Here is a 20,741-nt window from a genome sequence, read left to right on the forward strand (position 1 = left end):
GATGGCGAAATGCTCTTCGCGCCCGCCGGCCATTGTGAGTCTATCACGGGAGCGAAAGGTTCAACCCTGAAGGCACAATTGGCAACTTAGTTGACGAGCGGATTGGAGAACCCCGCCGCAAGCTTGACGAGACCGGCCTGACGCGAAACGCCCGTCTTGGCGAACACGCGATGCAGATGCGTCTTCGCCGTCGTTTCTGCGATACCGAGCGCAACCGCCGTCTCCGGGATGCCACCGACCTCGACGATCGACAGGAACACGCGCAGCTCGGCCGGCGTGAGATCGAACGTCCGCGCGACCAGTTCGCCATAGGACTGTCCGCCAAACGACACCTTGCGCAGCAGCAGCGCGCCGACGGCGTCGACCACCCGCTCGCTGCCGTCCCGCAGCACGGACGACAGCGGCAGGATGTGCGCGACGTAGCGCTCGCCGCCAGGTGAAAGCAGCGGAAACGCATGGTCCGTTGCAGCCAGCAGCGCAATTTCATTGCGGGTCGCGAACGCTTCCCGCAGCGTCTGGTTGGCCTCCGCACTGCTGGTCACGAGTTGCCCGGCAACGGATCGAACCAGATCGTCGGCCGCGAGCAAGGCGCGCCCCGCGGAATTCGCGTGCACCACCCGGCAGAACGCATCGAGCAGAAAGATGCCGCAGGCAAGATTGTCCAGGACCTCCGCGAACGCGGTCGCCAGCGTCAGTTGCGAGGTCATGGCGCGGTTGATCAGCAACGCGCGGCTGGCGTGCGGCACGATCAGCGAGAGCCGCTGCTTCATCACCGGATCCACCATCCGGCGGCCCGACAGCACCGTCATCATCACCGGGCAACTCGCATTCGAATTCTCGAGCACGACGTTGGCCGCATCGCTGCAGCCCTGCGGCTTCATCCATTCCTGGTAAAAGCGCCCTCTCCGATATACGTCGAAATTGACGAGATCGGGAATGCTGGCGATCTGGCCGTGCGGAGGCAGGACCGTGAGCGGATCGAACTTCGAATGCGTCTCGGAATAGAGCTGGATGTAGTGCGGGTCCGCTCCGCAATAATAGTGCGTGACGCCGAACTTGCTGATCGAATCCTTGGAAAACAACCCGCAGGCCTGCCCGCCGACGAAGTCGCGGATGCCGGTGACGACGTTATTCCACAGCGAGGGATCGAGCCCGGCATCGTAGATGGCCTCGACCAGTTCGGCTAATTTCCGCGGTCCGTGCATGGCTATAAATGGCCTGAGCGATCAATATCACCAAGCGTACCACAGCCCAAACGTGCGGCATCCTCCGATCGGAGGACGCGCCGGCCGGGCGGATGGAGCCCGGCCGACGGGCGTCGCGCTCAAGCCGCCGGGGCTAATGCCGGCTCAGAACGCGACGCGAACGCCACCTTTCGCGGTGCCGGTGCGGCTCTGGTCGGACATCATCATGCCCTCGACCGCGCCGGCTGCGGCCAGACGTATCGATGTTGATGGCTCCGTTGAAGTTGACGAAGGTCGGTAGCGCGACGGAGTTCAACGATGACACCTTCGTGTTCGGCGCGACGAGATTGACATTGATGGTCGCATTTGACTTGGACGGAGGCGACCGGACCCCGGCTCACAACGAACAGAATCCGTTTCGTCAGCCACTGCTGCACAGTTGCGACACTGCCGCCAAAGGCACTACGCCTGGTCCCAGCCGGCCTTCTCCGCATTCTCCGACCAGACCGCGGCGCGGTAGATCTCGCGCCCGCTATTGTCCCTGACGCAGATCCAGGCGTCGCGATCGCGCAGATCGTCGCGCCACACAAAGAGATGGCTTGCCATCTCGTTGGCCACCACGAATGTTGTTTCGGCGCATTCGAACACCATGCCGCTAGGGTCGATTTTCACGATATTGCCGACCAGAAGGTCGAAGAAGAAACGGCGCATTCAACACTCCGGCTGCCGACGCCGCGCGCAACACTGCATCATGATCTACTCCGCGCGCCAGAACACGTAATCGGCCGAATACGGCGCGCTGCGATAAGCCCCGGCCTGTTCGCAAGAATCGCGCACCATGCCGCCTTGTGTGGTGATGCGCTGAAATCAGTCGCGCGCGGTCACGGCATGTCGCCGCTCCTGACGTCGCTGGGCGTAGCGCCATAAGTTCGACGGAAGCAGCGGTTGAAATAGGAGAGATCCCCGAAGCCGACATCGTAGGCGATCGAGCTCACCGTCCGCTCGGCATATCCGGGTTCCCGCAGCATGCGATGGGCGCGCTTGACGCGCTGGTCGATCAGGAAGGAGGAGAACGTCTTGCCGTCGGCCTCGAAAAGGCGCTGGAGATAGCGCGGCGTCACGCCGAGCTCCTGTGCAACCGTGGCCACCGACAGGTCCTGCCGCCAGCAATTGTTGGAGATGGAGACCTTCGCCTTCTGGAGTCGAGCCCCCTTGACGCCGCGCCGTCCGGCCAGTTCACGCGTCTCATGGGGCGCACCGAGCACGAGCGCCAGAAGATCGTGCAGATGTCCGACCCCCAGCTGCCGCAGATTGGGCGTCGCGAAGACTTTCTCCCGCACCAGCGTCACCGCGTAGTCGACCAGCAATCGAAGCCCCGTCGAGCTCCCCGGCATGACACGCATCACGACATCATCGACGTCCACGATCATCGGCGCCAGCACACGTCTCGGCACACGCAGCGAGAAGCAGCTGCCCAGCGACACCCGCTCGAACGTCGTGACGTCCTCCGCGCTGGTCAGGACCGCCTCTCCTGGGTGAAGGCTCAAATCGTGTCCTCGCTCGGATATCCCAAGCACGCCGGATCGATTCACGATCAGGGCGAGGCTGTCGTCGCCATCGGCCACGAGCTGCTTGGTGCGGATGACTCGCGCTCCGCACAATCCTCCGATCAACAGCTGGGCTTCCGGCAAGACGTGAGACGTGAAGCTCGCCGCGGCCGGCTTTCCGTCCCTTGCCTCGACCTCCGCCTTCAACACCCCGCGGCAGTAAAAATCGCGAAGTAGCGGGATGCGCTCGTTTTCGGGAATATCGTTGGTTGAAACATCGAGAACGGAAAAATCAAATTGGCTCACTGCAATCCCTCCAACCGACGAGCAGGTCCGGCCACACGCTGTCGTTTCCTCACACGCGCGTTCGATGCCGTCGCGCGGCGCTTGCTGCTCGTCACTTTTCTGGAGCGCGATATACGAAAGTATCAGATGGCGCGCGTCCTGCATTCGGAGGACCCGCGAGCCTGACTCATCACAATGGATTGAGATCGCTGCGCGTAACAACGAAGCGTGTGAAATGGATCACACGGCGTCTTCACCGCCGTTCGTTCGCCGCGCGAACGGAACGGCAAAGCCGGCTGCGATCTTGACCAGATCAGCCTGCCTGCCTGCGCCTGTCTTTTCGAATAGGCGGCCGAGATGTGTCTTCACCGTCGTCTCGGCGATGCCGAGCTTTGCCGCAATGTCGGGAACTCCGCCAATCTCGACGATGGCCATCAGCACGCGCAGTTCGGACGGCGTCAGCCTGAAGGCCACTGCGATCGCATCGGCTGCGAGCCATGGCGTCGTCGAGGCCTTTTGAACGAAGAGCGCCGTGACGGCAACATCTCGCGATAGACTGCGATCTCGCTTCAGGGGGAAAGCTTGGAGCAGATAGTGCTGTCCATCGACCGACGTCGCAAGCTCGATCTGTCGGCGAGCAGCGGAAAGAATTTCGCTGTCTGCATCGATTTCGCACAGGCTGCGGAATATTTTGTCGGCCTGGGTGTTGCGGGCCACGATCCGGTCGCCGACGAGTGCCAGCAGATTGGCATCGGCGAACAGCCGGCGGCATGCTGCGTTGGCATGCATGACCCGTCCGTCTGCGTCGAGCAGGCAAACCGCCGTGCTCAACCCGTCGAGGACATCGGCAAGGTCGTCTACGGTATGCGAGCGCGCCCTGATCTGCCGGCCCATGATTCTGGAACGCTGAAGGTGCGGGGCAAGCAGCCGCATGCGCTCACGCATCGGCTCGTCGACCGTTCCACGGGACCGGTGGCGCAACACCTGCAGGATCGTGGTGCGCGCGGCCGACTTCTCGAGCGCCACGGTTGCAAGGTCTATCGCTCCTTGCGGCTCCACCCACTCGCGGTAGAAGCTCGTTGCCATAAAATCCGCATGAGGCATGACGTCGGTCACGCCGATCGTCTGCTCGGCCGCGAGCGTGAGATGACGATCAATCAGGGGGTCGAGCTCGACATATCGGTCGCGATAAAGCTGACGGAAGCGGGATTCGGTCCCGAAATGCTGATGAATCTCGATCGAGAGCCCGGCTGAATCCCTGGAGAGGATGGTCGCGGCACACCCGCCAACGTAATGGGAGACCTGTTCCAGCGCCCCGCTGCGCAGCGCGGGCTCGACTGCCGCGTCGTAGATCTCGCCGAGCAGAGAAGAGAACCGATTTGCCTGGAGGATCGTCATCGGCCGGACGACGCAATCTGCGTGTTGCCTGCGCGCGCGCGAGAGAGCGAGAACCGGGAACTGGCGGAGGAGACGGGCCGGTCAATCGCCGCCTTCGACGATGGGAAAACATTGCAACAAAATGCTGGAATATCGAACATCGTCCTTGCGTAACGTCAACCGCAGGATGCGGCTTGGACGTTTTCGCCAAAGACTAGGATAAATGCGAACAGCGGGCGAACTGTGTGCGATGAGTCACGCGCCGGCGCGCACCGCAAGATTTTGTCGCGGCCGATCCTGCCGGCTCCGGCAATTACTTCCGATTCTCCTCGCAGAATTTCAGCGCCGCCAGCGCTTCGCCGGCCCGCGGGATCTGCATCTCGATGCTGTCGTCGTCATCGTCCTCAAAATCGACCGAGAGGCGCTTTGCCTTCGAGAGCCGGTCCATCATCGACTGATCGTATTCGAAGATGCCGCGCACGGTGGTCTTGTCCATGACCTCCCACTTCGCCTTCTTCATGATATCGGCGTCATCGGTGCCGACGTCGGCCCGGAGTATCTCGCCGACCTTGTCCCACTCCCAGCCGTCGTAAATCATCACCATCACGATGGCCTTCTCGGAATAGGTGATCACGATGACGTAGTCGCGATTCTCGTCTTCCTTGTCCTTGTAGCCGCGGCTCGCATTGCAATGCGCGTCCTGCGTACGCTTTTCGATGTTCCAGTCGCCGACCTTGGATTGTTGCGCCTGCACCGGCCTTGCGGTCAAAGCGACCGCGCTCAAGGCGCCGGCCAGCACCCCGGCGGCGAGAAGGAATCGTTTCATGTCAGCCTCCAGCCTGTTCCCGGGCCAAGATGACCACCTCTGCCGACGGCTCGCAAGGGGTTCAGGCGCCTGTGTAGAGTGCGGCCCGTGCCCTACTCCCGACGCGGCACGATCGCGATCGGGGTAAAGGTGTAAACTTCCTCGCCGTTCTGGTTGAACATCGTCCATTTCACCAGCGCGATGCCCTGCGGCTTGGATTTCGACGGCGTCAGGCTCATGACCTCGCCGACCAGATGCAGGCGGTCATCGGGGCGCACCGGGATGGTCCAGCGCAGCCCGTCGACGCCCGCTCCGATCAGCGGATGCAGGCCGAAGGGGCGGGTCTGGATCGCGAGGTTCATGGCAATCGCGGCGGTGTGCCATCCCGAGGCGGCGAGGCCCTTGAACAGGGTCTCCTTGGCGGCCTCGTGGTCGAGGTGCATCGGCTGCGGATCGAACTCAGCCGCGAAACGCTTGATGTCGGCCTCGGTGACGTGAAATTCAGGGGATTTGAACTGCATTCCGATGGTGAGATCGTCGAACCACTCGACCCGCGCCATGATTTCGCCTCGCAATGTGATGCGCCGCTTCCGCGGCTAACAGGATTGAGGAAGAGCGGGATGTAGCGGCTCCGAAACGCACAAACCAGCCAAGGGGGGCCCACGAAACCCGTTTCCCGATACGACGAAACACGCCTGAAACAGATAGTCGGTTATTTAATGGTCAAAATCATACAGGGACGGCCGCCATGCAATTCTTACTCGACCTGATCTGGGATTATTCCTGCTGTCAGCACCTCGTCGCCCTGCCGCCGCAGGAGGACGAGCTATGATCGAGCTGATCTCGGCCCTGCTCGCCCTTTGCAGCGCCGGCGTTTTTGCCGCGCACGCGCTGGATGCCTATCGCACGACGCATTACTGAGCGGTTCGCCTTCCCGGCGCTAGAACGGCCGGCGGTAAAAGTGCTCCGAATGCGTTGCCGGCGGAAACCTGTTGGCGAGCGCCAATGCGCCCCTCTCGTCCGTCTCGAGCGCGATCTTCTGTGCGAGCATCACGTCCCCGGGGACGAGGAAGCCCGACGGGATGAAGCACCACCCCATCGTCGCAATTCCGGCCTCGTCGATCTCATGGACATTGGCGGCCGTGCCATAATGGATGCGATAGGTCTTACCGGTATCGCAGCCGACGACATCGAAATACCGGTATTGCTCGAACTGAGCGCGCTGCGCCGGTGACAGCCATTCGGCCATAAGCCGGCGGCCGCGGGCATCCGGCGTGTTCTCGCCGAAGAAACGCCGATAGAGTTCGCGTAGGGCATGCAGACGCGCACGCGCCGGCCCGCGGAGCCAGACTGCCGCGATCATGAGCAGCTCAAATCAACCGCCGACCAGGCGGGGATAGAACAGCGTCTCCTGCACGGCCGGGTCGAACGATCGGATCCGGGTGACTTCGCCGGGTCCGGTTCGCAGCGCGGCCGTGAAGCCTGCTCCGGTCAGCTCCCGAAAGCGCCGTTCGGCTCGCGCCAACGCTTCGGCATTGCCAGGATCAAACTCGTGGCGCGTGTCGCCAGTCTGGTCCATCACGATCTGGGTCGCCATGTTGAGTCTCCTCATGCCCAGCCCCGAACTGATCAAAGCAAACGTCGTGCTGTCGGTTCCTGATGGCAACAACTTTCTCGTGCTGGCGCATCACGGCTTGCTGAGCTGCTCAACGCGCGGCGGCTGCTCCTCCTCCCTCGTCGATCTGCCGTCCCATCAGGGCGATCGCCTTCTGATAGACGCCGGCAGCATTCCAGGCCTCGATGGCGCCGAAATTCGCCTCACCCGGCTGGTAACCGGCTCCTGCGCGCCAGCCGTGCGCCTTGAGAAAATTTGCCGTCGAGTTCAGCGCATTGGCGGCAACTTCGAGATTGCCGGTGCCATAGGCCAGGATATTCTTGGGCATGAACTGGGTCTGGCCGACTTCGCCGTGCATCGAGCCGCGGGTTGCCCCGGACAGCGTGCCGCGATCGATCAGCTTCAGCGCCGAATAGAGCTGGTCGGTGAAGAATTCGGGACGGCGGCAGTCATAGGCGAGCGTCGCGATCGAGGAGAGCATGTTCTGGTTGCCGCGCTGGCTGCCGAAGCCGGTCTCCATGCCCCAAATCGCGATCAGCGGGCCCGGCGGGACGCCATAGCGCTGCTGGATCGAGGCGAACAAGGCGGCTTGCGATTGCTTGAGCTGGCGCCCCTTGGCAACGATGGTGGTGGCGCCGCGCTTGGCGAGGAACTGGTCGAGCGTCAGCGAGAAACTGCGCTGGCCGCGGTCGGCCGCGATGGTGGCACTGGCGTAATTGGTCTGCATCAAGGCCGAGAGCGCGGTCTGGCCGACACCCTTGCCTTGCGCCTCCGCGCTGAACTCGCGCTTCCAGGCCTCAAAACCCGCCGACGAACTGCCGCATTGCGCGGCCTCGGCCACAGGCGCCAGCGAGAGAAGCAGCGCGGTAGCACCGATCACCGCCTTTGCAACGGTCCTGCCCTTGATCATTCCTCGTTCCTCTCACTTACGCTGCGCGACCCGGCTCGCGCGGACGCATGATCCTACGTCGGCCCTGATCGTCAAGCCCTAGAAGGGGCAACCGGTGCCGGCAAGGCCCTTTGACACCCGGGTGACCGCCTACCCCTGGCCGTTGTGACCGAGCAGGAAATCCACGATGATGCTCTGGTGCTGCTCGTACATGTCCGTGCCGGTTCCTGTCACGCCGCCAAGCTCTCGGGCCGCCGCGATGAAGGGCGAAACTTCCGGCTTGGTGATCACGCAGCCGCAATAGGCCGACGGCGCAAGCCGCGTGACATCGACCGGCAGCGGGTCGCCGTCCGTCATCCCGGCCGGTGTCGCATTGGCGATGAAGTCGAAGCCCGCGGGATCCGCGGTGCCGACCCGCACAGACGCCTTGCCGAGCCCGTTGAGCCGGCCGATCAACGCGTCGCGGCGCTCAGTTGCGCTGTCATGAATTGCGAGTTCGCTCACGCCGGACTCGACCAGCGCAAGTGCAATCGCCGACCCCGCGCCGCCGGCACCGACGAGAAGTGCCCGCATCCCCTTCGGATCGATCCCCTTCGCCCGCGCCGCTCCGACGAAGCCGAGACCGTCCACCATGTCGCCGTGCCAAGAACCGTCGGCGCGCCGCCGCATCAGGTTTACGGTGTGCAGGAAATGTGCGCGCTCCGTCGCACTCGCGCAGGCCTGGTAGCAGGAAAATTTGTGCGGGATGGTCACGACGATGCCGTCGAGATTTTTCAGCCGCGTTGCCACGGAGAGGAAATCGGACAAATCCGCTGGTGCGACCTGAACCGGCACGAGAATGCCGTCGTGCTCCCCTGCGGCGAAGGCGGCGCTGACGCCTGCGGGCGAGCGCACCTGCGCAATGGGATCGCCGACAATGACATAGAGCCGCGTCGCGCCAGATGGTGCCGGGATCATGCCGTTCGAGCCGGAACCGTGGAGCGGTCCGCCTCTCCGGCAATTCCTTGGGTCAATTCCAACCCTGCCAAACTGCCCTCCTTGCGCCACTTGTCGAGTAGCCGCAAGAACGCCACCGGCCCGCGCCAATACTGGCTGTTTCTCGCGGCGATCGGATCGAACACGCCTTCATTGTTGTAATAACCGGGCGTGCACTCCGCGAGATAGGCCTGGCGGCCGAGCGCAGCTTTGACGACCTCGTCGACCCAGGCATTCTCGGCGTCCAGCGTCGGCTCCAGCGTCCGGGCTTTGCGCTTGCGCGCCTCGGCGATCACATAGGCGATGTGCTGCGACTGCTCGTCGATGATGTGCGGGAAGTTGGCGCTCTGGCCGGCCTGCACCGTGACGATCTGGAAGCAGTTCGGGAAGCCGCGGCTGTAGAAGCCGTGCAGCGTCTTGACGCCGTCGCGCCAGCGCGCGGACAGGCTCACACCGTCGCGTCCATACACTTCAAAGCCCATGCGGCGGGCGTAGTCGGTGCCGACCTCGAAGCCGCTGGCATAGACCAGGCAGTCGAGCTCATAGGCCTTGCCGTCGACCACGACGCCATTCTCGGTGATGCGCTCGACGCCCTGCCCCCTGGTGTCGACGAGATGCACGTTGGGACGATTGAAGGTGTCGAGATATTCGTCGTGGAAGCACGGCCGCTTGCAGAACGCCTTGTACCAGGGCTTTAACGCCGAAGCAGTCGCCTCGTCCTTGACGATCGCATCGACGCGTGCCCGGATCTCTTCCATCTTGCGATAGTCGGCCTGCTCGATGACCTTGAGCGCCTCCTCGATCGAGGTCACCGGCTGCTTCTGCCGGCGCGGCGCCAGCAATATCTCGCCGAGCAGGCCGGTCCAGCCGTCCTGCACCAGATCCTGTTCGAACGGCTCGCCGGAGATCACCGCGGTGAAATTGTCCATGCGCTCGCGCTGCCAGCCAGGCTTGAGCCCCTGCGCCCAGCTCTGCTCCGTCGGACGGTCGTCGCGCACCCCGATCGCAGACGGCGTACGCTGGAAGACGTAGAGCTCTTTGGCGGAGCGGCCGAGATGCGGCACGCATTGCACGGCGGTGGCGCCGGTGCCGATGATGCCGACGCGTCTGTCGCCAAGACCGGTCAGACCACCTTCGGCCGTGCCTCCGGTGTAGCCATAGTCCCAGCGGCTGGTGTGGAAGCTGTGTCCCCTGAAGCTTTCTATACCCGGAATGCCAGGCAGCTTCGGACGGCTCAGGGGGCCACCGGCAAGGATGACGAAGCGCGCGCGGATGCGATCACCGCGATCGGTCTCGACCAGCCAGCGCCCCTCCTGCTCCTGCCATTCCATGCGCGCGATGACAGTCTGAAACACCGCCCGCCCATAGAGACCGAAGTGACGGCCGATGCGGCGCGAATGTTCGTAGATCTCGGGAGCCCGCGCGTATTTGCGCACAGGCATGTAGCCGGTCTCTTCCAGCAGCGGCAGGTAGATGTAGCTCTCGGTATCGCAGGCCGCACCGGGGTAACGATTCCAGTACCAGGTGCCGCCGAAATCGGCGGCCTTTTCAACGATCCGGAAATCATCGATGCCGGCCGCGCGCAGTCGCGCGCCGCAAAGCAGGCCGCCGAAGCCACCGCCGACGATGAGCACCTCGGTCTCTTCGCTGACAGCCTCGCGCGCAAATCCGGAATCGGCCCAGGGATCGTCGAGATAGCGCCCGAACTCGCGGGTCACCTCGACATATTGCGCTTTGCCCTCGGTGCGCAGGCGGCGATCGCGCTCGTCGCGATAGCGCGCACGGAGTGCGGCAATGTCGATTGTAGATTCGCCGGCTGCACCGGTCTTGTGTCTTTCCGCTGACATCCATTTCCTCCCCGGCGGACACTGCTTCGCCGGCAGCTCGCATCACTTAGCCCTGAAAAAGTGACGCATGCAATCACGTCCCTCGCTTTTTGCGTGAACGTCGCGTGGCGTTCCGCTAACCTCGAGCGCACATCACACGTACGCCATGCAACGACATGGCGGTCCGGAGGAACGATGCAGGGATTGATGATGGACATGCCGCTTCTGATCAGCGGCCTGATCCAGTATGCCGCGGATTATCACGGCGAGGCCGAGGTCGTCGCGCGCGAGATCGAGGGCGACATCCATCGCTACACCTATGCGGACGCCCATCCGCGCATCAAGCGCATGGCGCTGGCCTTGAAGCGGCTCGGCATGAAGGCCGGCGACCGCGTCGGTACACTGGCGTGGAATACGCACCGTCACTTCGAGATGTTCTATGCCGCGCCGGGCATGGGCTACGTGCTGCACACCGTCAACCCGCGGCTGTTTCCCGAACAGCTCGTCTACATCGTCAACCACGCCGAGGACCGGGTTCTGTTCATCGACCGCGCCACGCTGCCGATCGTGGAAGCGATCGCGCCGCAGCTCAAATCGATCGAAGCCTATGTCGTGATGTCCTCGCGCGAGCGAATGCCGGAAACCAAGCTTGCCAACGTCCATTGCTACGAGGAGCTTCTGGGACGAGAGAACGACGCCGGCTTCGCCTGGCCGGAGTTCGACGAAAAATCGGCATCCACGATCTGTTACACCTCGGGCACGACGGGCAATCCGAAGGGCGTGATCTATTCGCACCGCGCCGCGATCCTGCAGACCATGACCTGCTCCAGTTTCGACTTCCTGCCGGGCCATGTCGAAGGCGTGCGCGAGGTGATGATGCCGATGGCGCCGCTGTTCCACGGCAACGGCTGGAACATGCCGTTCACCGCGCCCTATACCGGCTCGAAGCTGGTGCTGCCTGGTCGCAATTACGAGCCGGACAAGCTCTACGAGCTGCTCGAAGGCGAGAAGGTGACGCTGTCGGCGGGCGTGCCGAGCTTCTGGCTGATCCTGCTCGACTGGCTCGGACGCACCGGCAACAGATTCTCGACATTGCGCGCAACGCTGTCGTCAGGCTCGGCACCGCCGCGCGCCATGGTCGAGAAGCTCAAGCGCGACTACGACATCGACTACATTCAGGCCTGGGGGATGACCGAGGCCCTGGGCTGCTCGATGCCGGGCTTGCGGCCGGGCTCCGAGCATCTCGACGACAAGGAGAAGTTCGACCGCCGCCAGGTGTCCGGTCGCGCCTGCTTCGGCACCGCGCTGCGCATCGTCGATGACGGCGGTGTCGAGTTGCCGCGCGACGGCAAGAGCGTCGGCCATCTGCGCGCGCGGGGACCGTGGGTTGCCTCCGGCTACATGAAGCTCGACGAAGGCCTCGACCGCGACGGCTGGCTGATCACCGGCGACATGGCCGTGATCGATCCACAGGGCCACGTCACGCTGACCGACCGCTCCAAGGACGTGATCAAGTCCGGCGGCGAATGGATCTCATCGATCCAGCTCGAGGATGTCGCCTTGTCTCACCCCGATGTGTTGCAAGCCGCCGTGGTCGCGATCAACCACGAGAAATGGCAGGAGCGGCCTCTGCTCCTCGTCGTCCGCAAGAAGGGCGCGACCGTCGACGGCAAGGCTTTGCTCGATCACATGCGTCCGAAGATCGCGAGCTGGTGGATGCCTGACGCCGTCGAGTTCATGGACGAATTCCCGATGACCGGGACCGGCAAGGTCCTCAAATCGGCGCTGCGCGAAAAATTCAGGGAATACCGCGTCGCATGACCTGACGCGCGATCGTGCGCGGACCCTTTCCGTGCGTGATCGTCTTCATCTTTTGGTGAATTCGGGGGCGATATATCGAGATGTCGCTAGCCCCTTATCGAGGACACCATGGCGTTTACCGGATCGCCTACTTCCATGCGCAGTTCCGGCGCACCAATCCGCTGCCCTACAAGGAGGTCTACACCATCCTCGAAGGCATCAGCGGCCGCGGCCACTATGTTCGGACCTACATGGCCTGGGGCGTCAACAACAACGGCTGGTGGGGCGAAGGCGAGATCAAATTCTTCGTCGACGGCGACGGCGAATTCCCGACCATCTGCGGCACCGGCACCGAGGACTATTTTTGCGGCGCCTATAATTTCGATCGCTATGTCGCGCATTCCGGCCAGGGGCCCGCGCAGCAATCGCACTACCAGGAATTCACCACGCCCTATGCCGGCCTGCCGCAGGTGATCCGCCCCGACGGTGTCTACAAATCGCAGCAGCGGTTCGGTATGTACCGCTGGCACATCCCCGATCCCGTGCGCTTCCGCTCAGATCTGCGCGTGACGATCCAGACGCTGGGCTGGCTGCCCGGCATCAAGGAGGCAAAGTATCTTCCGTTGCAGGACGACATCGCCTCCGTCGCGTTCTGGTATCAGATGCTTCCGACCGCGCCGTTCCCGGAGCTGCCCGATCCGGACTATCTCGAAATCGGCTAGCCGCCCTTCCCTGCGCTCGCAGGAGCAGCGCCACCCGGACGTCATGTCAATCGTCCGGGTGGCGTTCGCGTTACGGCTCTTCAGCGCCGGCCTACCAGGAATACTGGAGACCGACTCGCCCAAGTGTCCGCACGTCGCTCCACGACTGCGCCGGGAGCGCCACGCCACTCTCCGTCGCCGTCCGGTTAGACGTCGACGTCAAGCTGCCGCGATCGAGACCGAACGCGATGCCCATGGTCAGTGACAGGTTTCCCTGGATCCTGATCATTCCAACGACACCGGCGGCATGCTGGCCGTCGAACACCGCCCAGTGCGTCGAGATCGCGTAGTTGGTCCCGGCGGGCAAGAACGGATTGACAAGCGAAGTTGCCATCGCCGTTCCCGTCGCTGCACGGGTTATCTGGCGTGCAAGATCGAACTGGCTCTGCACGGCCTGCTGCGCGTTCGTACAGGTGTCGGTCCCCGGTATGTAGAAAAAGCCGGCACCGTAGATTGAGCAGACCTTTTCGTACTCGACCGCAGCATGGCCCAGCGTCGGGATCGCCAGAACCAAGGCCGCGGCCGCGAGAATCGCGCGCAGGTGACGTCCGAAAGCGCATCGCGCCGCCTTCATTTGCTTCCACATGGTTGTCTCCCATCAATGACGGTGGCGCTGCTCAGTAACGAGCAACGATGGCATCGCCGTTGAAGCGGTAGTTCACGCCGAGCTTCAAAAGGTGAAGGTCGTGATCGACATTCTGGGTGCTGATCCGTGTCGTCAGTGCGATCGCAGCCGGACCGAAATACAGGTAGTTGTATTCCGCGCGCGCCGAGAGATTGTTCGTCAGCGCGTATTCAAGACCCATACCGCCGATCAAACCGGTTCGCTGGTGATTTATGTCGACCGGGAAAGGCGTGCCGGTAAAGGCCTGGTAGTCGACATTGGCCCACGCGACGCCGCCCTTGACGTAAGCCAGCAAGCCGTCGAATGCGTAGCCGACGCGGCCCGTGCCCGTCGCCAGCGCATGATACGCCACGGCAAGGCCGGAGGTGATGACCGCGGGATCGGCGGGGCGGCTACCCTTGATCGATGCCCAGGAGAGATCGAGCTCGGCGCCGACCACGAGGTTGTCGAACTGCCAGTTGGCGCCGACCTGCGCACCTGCGATCGCGCCGCGCGTGTCCATCGTGAAGCGGTCCTGCGCGAAAGCGAAGCTCGGATCGACAAGGCGGCTGCTACCCACGCCATAGCCGCCGTGAACACCAATGTAGAAGCCGTTCCAGAGCGGCACCGGAGCGACGACCGGAACCTTCACGGTCATATCGGCTGCCATTGCGGAGGTTGCGGTGAGCGAAATGGTTGCGAGAAGCGGCGTGACAGCAGCAGCGCAGGAGAGGAAACGGCGCGCCGATCGCAGGATGGAGATTGTCATGGGATGATCTTTCAAAATACTGGAATGAATTATCGGATGAGATTTCGGGTGCTTCACCAGGCGTACATGAAGCCCGCGCGGCCGAGGCCACGGACGTCACTCCACGATTGCGCGGGGATCGCCGTGCCGAATTCCGTCTGCGTCCGGTTCGAGCTGGACGTGAGGCTTCCCTTGTCCAGGCCAAGCGAGAAGCCGCCCGAGAACACGAAATTGCCCGAGACCCGCACCAGGCCGGAGAAGCCTGCGGCGTGCTGGCCGTCATAGGTCGCCCAGTGGGTCGAGACCGCGTAGTTCGTGCCGGTCGGAAGCCACGGCGCGACCAGCGATGCAGCCATCGCCGTGCCAGTCGACGCGCGGGTCTGCGCACGCGCGAGGTCGAACTGGTTCGTCACGGCCTGGTTGGCGTTCGTGCAGGTGTCGGTGCCCGGAATGTAGTAGAAGCCGGCGCCGTACAACGAGCAGATCTTGACGTACTCGACCGGAGCAGCGTGGCTCGGTGCGGCGACCATGGCGGTGAGGCCGGCGGCAGCGACGGCGGCAGTGATTGTCCGGGCGGCGCGGCGCACAACGAGCCGGCGGTTCATGGATATGGTTGACATGATGTTCTCCAAATTTCTGCTGAATGCTGTTTCGATGCGGGGGAATTAGCGCGTGAGGCCGCCGTCGCCGTTGAAGCGCACGTTGATGCCGGCCTTCACCACCTGGACGAAATGCTTGATTTCAGACGTCGTGTCCGGGCTCACCCAGTGGAGCGTTTCGGTCGGGAAAAAGATCGCGTTGTATTCGACCTTGGCGGAGACGTTGCGCAGGAAGGACACTTCCAGGCCGACGCCGCCGACCGCACCGAGCAGTTCCCGGTTGTAGTTGGTGAGCTCAGCCGTGAACCTCGACGAGAGCTCCATGCGGGCATAGGCGGCGCCGCCCTTCGCGTAGGCGAGCCATTGGCCCGATGCGTAGCCGACCCGCCCCGTCGCGGTCGCGAGCCCGGTGTAGCCGACGCCGTTGTTGGTGCTCGCCGTGATGAGGGGCGAGGTGCTGGTGTTGCCCTTCACGAAAGACCAGGAGCCGTCGATCTCGGCGCCGAGGACGTAGTTGCCCTGCTGCCAGTTGTAGCCGAACTGTCCGCCAGCGAGCGGCCCGTTGTAATAGGCAAAGAACGGATTGTTGGCGGGGCTGTTGTTGGGATCGCGAAACTCCGACTTGCCCCATCCCCAGCCGCCGTGGACGCCGGCATAGAAGCCGGTCCAGGAGACAATTGGTGCAGGCAGCGGACCGCCGGCAAGAGCAGGTGAAGTGAATGCCGCGCTCGCCGCTGCAATTGCGGCTGCGAGTCCACGTCGGCGAGTTACGAAACGTCCTGAATGTGGGGGCATGTCGATGTCCATTTCCTTATCTAGAGTTTAAGTTGATCCGTTTATATATATCTATTTTAAGTTGTGTTCCAGGTTGCAGCTTTAGGGTTAAGCTCCTGCTCGTTTTTGAACGCACGGGACCGGCGATCACGCTCGCTGCGGATCGACGGACAGACGTTCCTGGTTGCGGGAAGAGCCCGGGCGCAGCCTAGGACAATGCGCTCCGCGGCCTGTCGATTAGCGAACTAAGGGCGAGCGATCCGCAACGATGCGCTTCCGAAGTCCCCTTGCATTGTCATGATTTCAGCCCCCCGTTTTAATTGAGGCCGATCTTAGGCACAGCGCTTTGAATTGCCAGTATCGTGTGAGCAACAGTTGCGGTTTGTTGCTTGTTATTGTCCTGCTCGCTTCTCAATCGCTGCACGACGCAAGACGGCCTGTGAACGGCCGTTAACATCGCAACGCACCATGTCGGCCCTGACCCAAGTTACGGCTGGCCAGCTGATGAAGATGCAGCGCCGTGCCGCGCGATCGTCGGCGCGATTCGAATCCAGCCTGCCCCCCGAACGCAGGCGCTGATCTATCCACAGGAGGCCCAGATGCTCTACCCGATGTCGCCCAAAGTCGTCGAGCTCAAGCGCAAGCTCGAAAGCTTCATGGACCGGCACATCTATCCGAACGAGGAGCGCTTCTATCGGGAGGCGGAAGAACTTGGGCCGTGGAAGGTTTATCCGGTTGTCGAGGAGCTGAAGCCGCTGGCGCGCGCCGAAGGTCTCTGGAACCTGTTCCTGCCGGAATCCAGTCACGGCGCGGGCCTGACCAATCTCGAATATGCCCCGCTCTGCGAGGTCATGGGCCGCTCGCATCTCGCACCGGAAGTGTTCAACTGTTCGGCGCCCGACACCGGCAACATGGAGGTGCTGGAGCGCTACGGCACGGAGAAGGACAAGGAGCGCTGGCTGAAGCCGCTGCTCGCAGGCGAAATCCGCTCCTGCTTCGCCATGACCGAGCCTGCGGTCGCCTCATCCGATGCGACCAACATCGAGAGTTCGATCGTCCGCGACGGCGACCATTACGTCATCAACGGCCGCAAATGGTACACGACCAACGCGACCGACCCGCGCTGCAAGATCTGCATCTTCATGGGCAAGACCGATCCTGACAATGCAGACCGCCACAAGCAGCAATCCATGATCCTGGTGCCGATGGAGACATCAGGCGTCGAGATCAAGCGTGCCCTGCCCGTGTTCGGCTTCTACGGCGTGCCCGACCGTGCCTCCGAGGTCGTCTTCACCAATGTGCGGGTCCCAAAGGAAAACATGCTGCTCGGCGAGGGCCGCGGTTTCGAGATCGCGCAGGGACGCCTCGGACCCGGCCGCATCCACCATTGCATGCGGCTGATCGGGCTCTCCGAACGCACGCTGGAAAAGATGTGCCGCCGGGTGCGCAGTCGCGTCGCCTTCGGCAAGCCGGTTTCCGAGCAGACAGTGACGCAGGAGCGCATCGCAGAAGCCCGCATCATGATCGAGCAGGCCCGGCTGCTAACGCTCAACGCCGCCTATGCGATGGACATCGTCGGCAACAAGGTGGCGAAAGCCGAGATCGCGATGATCAAGGTCGCCGTGCCGAACATGGCCTGCCAGATCATCGACTGGGCGATCCAGGCGCACGGCGGCGGCGGCACGTCGAACGATTTTGGATTGACGCAGGCCTATGCGACCGCGCGCTTGCTGCGCCTCGCCGACGGCCCCGACGAGGTCCATCGCAATCAGATCGCACGGTTCGAACTGAAGAAATATTCGAACGCTTGAATCGAGCGATGGCAATCGCGCCTAGTTCAGCACCTCCACCGTCGCCGAGCGTCCCGCGACCAGCGACATATTCTCAGGCACCGGATCCAGCGCGATGCGTACCGGCACGCGCTGGGCGAGGCGGACCCAGCTGAAGGTCGGGTTGACGTTCGCAAGCAGGCTTGCCCCCTCGGCGCGGTCGCGGTCCTCGATGCCGGCGGCGATGCTCTCGACACGGCCTGGCAGCATGATCTTCTCGCCCATCAGCCGGACCTGGACCTTGTCGCCGATACGAATGCGCGCAAGTTTTGTCTCCTCGAAGTAGCCTTCCACATGCAGCGTGTCGGTGTCGACGAGTGCCATCACGCCTTTCCCGGCCGTCACGTAAGCGCCGGGACGCAAATCCATGTTGGTGATCACGCCATTCACGGAGGCGTGGACTTCGCTGCGATCGAGGTTGAGCTGGGCGACCGCGCGGTCGGCGACGGCCGCATCGAACGCCGCCTTGGCCTGGAGCTGGGTGGCCAGCACCTGCTCCTGCTTCTGCTGCGACACGGCGTCGGTCGTCAGCGCGTTGTAGCGCTTCAGATCGGCATTGGCCTGGTCGAGCGTCGCCTGATGACCAGCCACCGACGCATCGGCTTGCCGCAACGCCAGCGCAAAACGTTCACGGTCGATCCGGAACAACACGTCGCCGCGATGAACCTTCTGGTTGTCCTTCACCAGCACTTCGGTCACGAAACCCGACACATCGGGCGCGACCTGCACCACATCAGCGCGCACGCGGCCGTCGCGGGTCCACGGCTGCTCCATATAATAGACCCAGAGCTCACGGCCGACAGCGAGCGCCGCGACGATGGCAAGCGCGGTGAGTGCAAGGCGACCGAGCCAGGCAAAATTCCCCTTCATGGCAAAAACTCCGAGAGATAGACGACGACGCCGAGAAGGCAGACGAAGATCGCGAAATCGAACAGCGCGCGGTGCCAGACCAGCCGATAAAGGTCGAAGCGCTGCATGAGCCGGCGAAGCACGGCGCTCAATGCATAGGCGACGATGATCCACAACAGCAGCGCCGGCACGAGCACGCCGTAAATGTCGATCTGATATCTCATGCCGCAACACTCTCGCCTGCGCGCGGCCGATAGGCCGGTGCGTCCGGAAACAGGCCGCGGCGGATGCCGACGAGGCCGATCAGGGCATCCTCGCGCGCTGTTTCGTTGGGATCCTTCAACGCCCGGGCCAGCGCCCGATCGACGCTGGTCAGGAGTTCGACCGGCATTCCATCGCCCGCATATTTGCGGCAGGCGATGGCGAGCTGGTCGAGCATGTCGTCGATGACGGAAATGGTCGATGCCGCGAGGCCATAGCGAGCGCGTCGCAGGTCGATGATGTTGATTCCGATGCGAAGCTGGACCAGGCTGTCGGCATCGCGGCGATCGCTCTCCGAGAGATAAGCGATGCGTTGCACCAACAACCCGAGCCGGTGCAGCATGAGGCCGGCAAACTCCGCCCGGTCGCGCTTGCCGCGGCGCTCGGCAGCGACCGCGAGCGTCGTCCAGTTCGAAAGCACCAGGCGATTGGCGATCCACTCGGCCCCCACCCCACGTGCGATGCGCGTCACGAGTTCGGCGATGGCTACGCCGACGAAGAAGGCGACCGCCGAATTGGCGTAAGACGCGAAATCCGCGCTGTAGGTCGATTGCAGCGCCAGCAGCGTCGCCGTGTTGGCCGCGAGCGCCATGCCTGTGCCGGCTGTCGCCGGCCGCGCAATCAGGAAGCCGTAGAGCAAGAAGGTCGGCGCGAGCGCGGCGACGAGCACCTCGATGTGCGAAATCGCAGGCACCAGCGCGAACAAATAGACCGCGACGACCACAATGGCGACCAGCGACCACAGGCCAAAGCTGCGAATGAAGCGTGCGGGTTCGTCCTGCGCGGCGAAGAAAGAACACGCGACCGCTGCCATCATCGGCGCGGACGCACCGTCGGGCCAGCCGGTCCCGATCCAGAACGCGCAGCAGATCAGGATGGCCGTGGCTGCACCGGCCGCCGACCACAAAGCAAGACCGCGGTCGCGATGGCGCACGGGTGCGGCGCCGGCCTCGGAATGAAAGGCCAGATCGAGGGTTGTAACATTACTGCCTACGGCAATCGCCTCCGTCAACGCACGGCAGTCGCGTGATAGGTCGACCAGGTCGCGCAGCCGCGACAGCAGGCTCGTGGTAATGATCCTCTCCCAGGACGCCCTGTCATCGAGCACCGCCTGCCGCTCCGCGATCAAGGCACGGATCCGCTCGGCGGGTTGCCGTGCGCTGACATCATTGACGATCCATTGCGCCAGATCCTCCAGCAGCCGCTTCAGCTCCGGCTGCCGGCGCAGTGCCTCCTCACCTAACGCGGCCACCCGATCCTCGAGCGAGGCGATCACCGGCAACAGCATCAGCATGCGCAAGCGGATTTCACCGAGGCCACTCACCGCATTGCGATCGGTCAGCCGGTCATAGGCAAGGTGGGTGGAGAGCGTGTCGATCTCGACGATGTCGGTTGCGAGCTTGAGGCGCCTGGGGCGGCGGGATTCGCTGGTGCCCTCGCGCAACAGCACGGTCTGGCTGAGACGGCGCGCATCAGACAGCCAGAGATCGACACGGCTCGCAACCGCAGGTGCAACGCTGCGGGGGAAGATGATGGTGGAGACGAGGCTGGCGCAGATGATGCCGAGCGAAATCTCTTCGACCCGAGATACCGCCGTGTCAAAGATGGCGCCGGGCTCGGACACAGCGGGAAAGCCGATCAGCGCGACAGTGTAGCCGGCCAGCATGAAGACATAGCTGCGCGGCGTGCCGTCGAGCAGCGAGAGATAAAGGCAGAGCCCGACCCAGAGCGCGATCGCAAGGCACAGGAGCTCGGGCGCATTGATCAGGTTCGGCACCAACGCCACCGTCATGATCGCGCCGACCAGCGTGCCCATCACCCGGAAGAATGCCTTCGAGCTGGTCGCCCCCGCCAGCGGCTGCGAGGTGATGTAGACGGTGGCCATCGCCCAATAGGGCCGCGGCAAGTCCATCGCCAGCGCGATGACGAGCGCCAGGATTGACGCGGCAAACGTCTTCAACGCGAAAATGAGATCCGCGTGGCGGACCAGGAACGGCTCGTCTGCGCGCATGA

22 protein-coding genes are annotated in these 20,741 nt (G+C 63.3%); 3 read left to right on the forward strand and 19 right to left on the reverse strand.

The features are described from left to right. Positions 1-86: 86 nt before the first annotated feature. The 12 genes from ABIB06_RS09225 to ABIB06_RS09280 all read right to left on the reverse strand — a co-directional run bounded on the left by ABIB06_RS09225 (position 87) and on the right by ABIB06_RS09280 (position 10,524). Positions 87-1,205 carry a helix-turn-helix transcriptional regulator gene (locus tag ABIB06_RS09225; RefSeq protein WP_354046690.1) on the reverse strand — a complete coding sequence of 373 codons (1,119 nt, stop codon included), beginning with the start codon at positions 1,203-1,205 and terminating at the stop codon, positions 87-89. Between the two features lie 441 nt (positions 1,206-1,646). Continuing rightward, the gene (locus ABIB06_RS09230; RefSeq protein WP_354046688.1) at positions 1,647-1,895 is read right to left on the reverse strand and encodes a DUF6894 family protein; all 249 of its coding nucleotides are present in this window, start codon (positions 1,893-1,895) and stop codon (positions 1,647-1,649) included. Between the two features lie 45 nt (positions 1,896-1,940). Further along, complete coding sequence (locus tag ABIB06_RS09235) at positions 1,941-2,042, reverse strand: DUF3455 domain-containing protein (protein ID WP_354046977.1); 102 nt, start codon at positions 2,040-2,042, stop codon at positions 1,941-1,943. Positions 2,043-2,065: 23 nt separating this feature from the next. Beyond that, complete coding sequence (locus ABIB06_RS09240) at positions 2,066-3,037, reverse strand: AraC family transcriptional regulator (RefSeq protein WP_354046686.1); 972 nt, start codon at positions 3,035-3,037, stop codon at positions 2,066-2,068. Positions 3,038-3,256: 219 nt separating this feature from the next. Further along, the gene (locus tag ABIB06_RS09245) at positions 3,257-4,414 is read right to left on the reverse strand and encodes a helix-turn-helix transcriptional regulator (RefSeq protein WP_354046684.1); all 1,158 of its coding nucleotides are present in this window, start codon (positions 4,412-4,414) and stop codon (positions 3,257-3,259) included. A 292-nt stretch (positions 4,415-4,706) separates the two neighbouring features. After that, the gene (locus ABIB06_RS09250; protein ID WP_247345677.1) at positions 4,707-5,219 is read right to left on the reverse strand and encodes a hypothetical protein; all 513 of its coding nucleotides are present in this window, start codon (positions 5,217-5,219) and stop codon (positions 4,707-4,709) included. Between the two features lie 92 nt (positions 5,220-5,311). Next, positions 5,312-5,758, reverse strand: coding sequence for a MaoC family dehydratase (locus tag ABIB06_RS09255; protein ID WP_247345672.1), 447 nt, complete (start codon positions 5,756-5,758; stop codon positions 5,312-5,314). A gap of 380 nt (positions 5,759-6,138) precedes the next feature. Then, a complete protein-coding gene (locus ABIB06_RS09260) occupies positions 6,139-6,561 on the reverse strand; it encodes a hypothetical protein (protein WP_247345670.1) in 423 nt (140 codons plus the stop codon). Between the two features lie 12 nt (positions 6,562-6,573). Continuing rightward, the gene (locus ABIB06_RS09265; RefSeq protein WP_247345667.1) at positions 6,574-6,795 is read right to left on the reverse strand and encodes a hypothetical protein; all 222 of its coding nucleotides are present in this window, start codon (positions 6,793-6,795) and stop codon (positions 6,574-6,576) included. Between the two features lie 109 nt (positions 6,796-6,904). Next, entirely contained in the window at positions 6,905-7,723 is an 819-nt protein-coding gene (locus ABIB06_RS09270; protein ID WP_247345664.1) for a lytic murein transglycosylase, read from the reverse strand. Between the two features lie 129 nt (positions 7,724-7,852). Continuing rightward, complete coding sequence (locus tag ABIB06_RS09275; protein WP_354046681.1) at positions 7,853-8,659, reverse strand: shikimate dehydrogenase family protein; 807 nt, start codon at positions 8,657-8,659, stop codon at positions 7,853-7,855. Next, positions 8,656-10,524 (reverse strand): flavin-containing monooxygenase, encoded by a 1,869-nt coding sequence (locus ABIB06_RS09280; RefSeq protein WP_354046679.1) that lies wholly within the window; start codon positions 10,522-10,524, stop codon positions 8,656-8,658. The genes ABIB06_RS09275 and ABIB06_RS09280 overlap by 4 nt, the downstream gene beginning before the upstream one ends. Positions 10,525-10,698: 174 nt before the next feature. Here ABIB06_RS09280 and ABIB06_RS09285 point away from each other — a divergent pair, with 174 nt between their 5' ends. Together ABIB06_RS09285 and ABIB06_RS09290 are read left to right on the forward strand one after the other, a co-directional pair. After that, on the forward strand, positions 10,699-12,324 hold the full coding sequence (locus ABIB06_RS09285; protein ID WP_354046677.1) for a long-chain fatty acid--CoA ligase: 1,626 nt from the start codon (positions 10,699-10,701) through the stop codon (positions 12,322-12,324). Between the two features lie 80 nt (positions 12,325-12,404). Further along, a complete protein-coding gene (locus ABIB06_RS09290; protein ID WP_354046675.1) occupies positions 12,405-13,025 on the forward strand; it encodes a glycoside hydrolase family 172 protein in 621 nt (206 codons plus the stop codon). 91 nt (positions 13,026-13,116) lie between these two features. On the opposite strand, the gene ABIB06_RS09295 is transcribed toward ABIB06_RS09290, so the two are convergent. From ABIB06_RS09295 to ABIB06_RS09310, 4 genes are read right to left on the reverse strand one after another with little or no spacing between them, the layout of a single operon-like run. Next, on the reverse strand, positions 13,117-13,650 hold the full coding sequence (locus ABIB06_RS09295; RefSeq protein ID WP_354046673.1) for a porin: 534 nt from the start codon (positions 13,648-13,650) through the stop codon (positions 13,117-13,119). Between the two features lie 31 nt (positions 13,651-13,681). After that, complete coding sequence (locus ABIB06_RS09300) at positions 13,682-14,437, reverse strand: outer membrane protein (RefSeq protein WP_354046671.1); 756 nt, start codon at positions 14,435-14,437, stop codon at positions 13,682-13,684. A gap of 53 nt (positions 14,438-14,490) precedes the next feature. Continuing rightward, positions 14,491-15,036: a porin gene (locus ABIB06_RS09305; protein ID WP_354046669.1), complete on the reverse strand. Its 546-nt coding sequence runs from the start codon at positions 15,034-15,036 to the stop codon at positions 14,491-14,493. Positions 15,037-15,081: 45 nt separating this feature from the next. Next, entirely contained in the window at positions 15,082-15,810 is a 729-nt protein-coding gene (locus tag ABIB06_RS09310) for an outer membrane protein (protein WP_354046667.1), read from the reverse strand. Positions 15,811-16,388: 578 nt separating this feature from the next. Between ABIB06_RS09310 and ABIB06_RS09315 the strand changes: the two genes are divergently transcribed. Then, positions 16,389-17,600 (forward strand): acyl-CoA dehydrogenase family protein, encoded by a 1,212-nt coding sequence (locus ABIB06_RS09315; RefSeq protein WP_354046665.1) that lies wholly within the window; start codon positions 16,389-16,391, stop codon positions 17,598-17,600. Positions 17,601-17,621: 21 nt separating this feature from the next. On the opposite strand, the gene ABIB06_RS09320 is transcribed toward ABIB06_RS09315, so the two are convergent. From ABIB06_RS09320 to ABIB06_RS09330, 3 genes are read right to left on the reverse strand one after another with little or no spacing between them, the layout of a single operon-like run. Beyond that, a complete protein-coding gene (locus tag ABIB06_RS09320) occupies positions 17,622-18,488 on the reverse strand; it encodes an efflux RND transporter periplasmic adaptor subunit (RefSeq protein ID WP_247345653.1) in 867 nt (288 codons plus the stop codon). Further along, positions 18,485-18,691, reverse strand: a complete 207-nt coding sequence (locus ABIB06_RS09325) for a DUF1656 domain-containing protein (protein ID WP_247345648.1) — start codon at positions 18,689-18,691, stop codon at positions 18,485-18,487. Before ABIB06_RS09325 ends, ABIB06_RS09320 begins: the two co-directional genes overlap by 4 nt. After that, complete coding sequence (locus ABIB06_RS09330) at positions 18,688-20,739, reverse strand: FUSC family protein (RefSeq protein WP_354046663.1); 2,052 nt, start codon at positions 20,737-20,739, stop codon at positions 18,688-18,690. The genes ABIB06_RS09325 and ABIB06_RS09330 overlap by 4 nt, the downstream gene beginning before the upstream one ends. Between the last annotated feature and the right edge of the window lie 2 nt (positions 20,740-20,741).

It is taken from the genome of Bradyrhizobium sp. LB8.2, from assembly GCF_040548035.1.
Classification (GTDB): domain Bacteria; phylum Pseudomonadota; class Alphaproteobacteria; order Rhizobiales; family Xanthobacteraceae; genus Bradyrhizobium.

Bases quoted from the DNA above. Each gene is read 5' to 3' on its own strand.
- ABIB06_RS09225 (WP_354046690.1), bottom strand. From the start codon at position 1,205: ATGCACGGACCGCGGAAATTAGCCGAACTGGTCGAGGCCATCTACGAT.
- ABIB06_RS09230 (WP_354046688.1), bottom strand. From the start codon at position 1,895: ATGCGCCGTTTCTTCTTCGACCTTCTGGTCGGCAATATCGTGAAAATC.
- ABIB06_RS09245 (WP_354046684.1), bottom strand. From the start codon at position 4,414: ATGACGATCCTCCAGGCAAATCGGTTCTCTTCTCTGCTCGGCGAGATC.
- ABIB06_RS09250 (WP_247345677.1), bottom strand. From the start codon at position 5,219: ATGAAACGATTCCTTCTCGCCGCCGGGGTGCTGGCCGGCGCCTTGAGC.
- ABIB06_RS09255 (WP_247345672.1), bottom strand. From the start codon at position 5,758: ATGGCGCGGGTCGAGTGGTTCGACGATCTCACCATCGGAATGCAGTTC.
- ABIB06_RS09260 (WP_247345670.1), bottom strand. From the start codon at position 6,561: ATGATCGCGGCAGTCTGGCTCCGCGGGCCGGCGCGTGCGCGTCTGCAT.
- ABIB06_RS09265 (WP_247345667.1), bottom strand. From the start codon at position 6,795: ATGGCGACCCAGATCGTGATGGACCAGACTGGCGACACGCGCCACGAG.
- ABIB06_RS09270 (WP_247345664.1), bottom strand. From the start codon at position 7,723: ATGATCAAGGGCAGGACCGTTGCAAAGGCGGTGATCGGTGCTACCGCG.
- ABIB06_RS09275 (WP_354046681.1), bottom strand. From the start codon at position 8,659: ATGATCCCGGCACCATCTGGCGCGACGCGGCTCTATGTCATTGTCGGC.
- ABIB06_RS09280 (WP_354046679.1), bottom strand. From the start codon at position 10,524: ATGTCAGCGGAAAGACACAAGACCGGTGCAGCCGGCGAATCTACAATC.
- ABIB06_RS09285 (WP_354046677.1), top strand. From the start codon at position 10,699: ATGCAGGGATTGATGATGGACATGCCGCTTCTGATCAGCGGCCTGATC.
- ABIB06_RS09290 (WP_354046675.1), top strand. From the start codon at position 12,405: ATGTCGCTAGCCCCTTATCGAGGACACCATGGCGTTTACCGGATCGCC.
- ABIB06_RS09295 (WP_354046673.1), bottom strand. From the start codon at position 13,650: ATGTGGAAGCAAATGAAGGCGGCGCGATGCGCTTTCGGACGTCACCTG.
- ABIB06_RS09300 (WP_354046671.1), bottom strand. From the start codon at position 14,437: ATGACAATCTCCATCCTGCGATCGGCGCGCCGTTTCCTCTCCTGCGCT.
- ABIB06_RS09305 (WP_354046669.1), bottom strand. From the start codon at position 15,036: ATGTCAACCATATCCATGAACCGCCGGCTCGTTGTGCGCCGCGCCGCC.
- ABIB06_RS09310 (WP_354046667.1), bottom strand. From the start codon at position 15,810: ATGCCCCCACATTCAGGACGTTTCGTAACTCGCCGACGTGGACTCGCA.
- ABIB06_RS09315 (WP_354046665.1), top strand. From the start codon at position 16,389: ATGCTCTACCCGATGTCGCCCAAAGTCGTCGAGCTCAAGCGCAAGCTC.
- ABIB06_RS09320 (WP_247345653.1), bottom strand. From the start codon at position 18,488: ATGAAGGGGAATTTTGCCTGGCTCGGTCGCCTTGCACTCACCGCGCTT.
- ABIB06_RS09325 (WP_247345648.1), bottom strand. From the start codon at position 18,691: ATGAGATATCAGATCGACATTTACGGCGTGCTCGTGCCGGCGCTGCTG.
- ABIB06_RS09330 (WP_354046663.1), bottom strand. From the start codon at position 20,739: ATGCGCGCAGACGAGCCGTTCCTGGTCCGCCACGCGGATCTCATTTTC.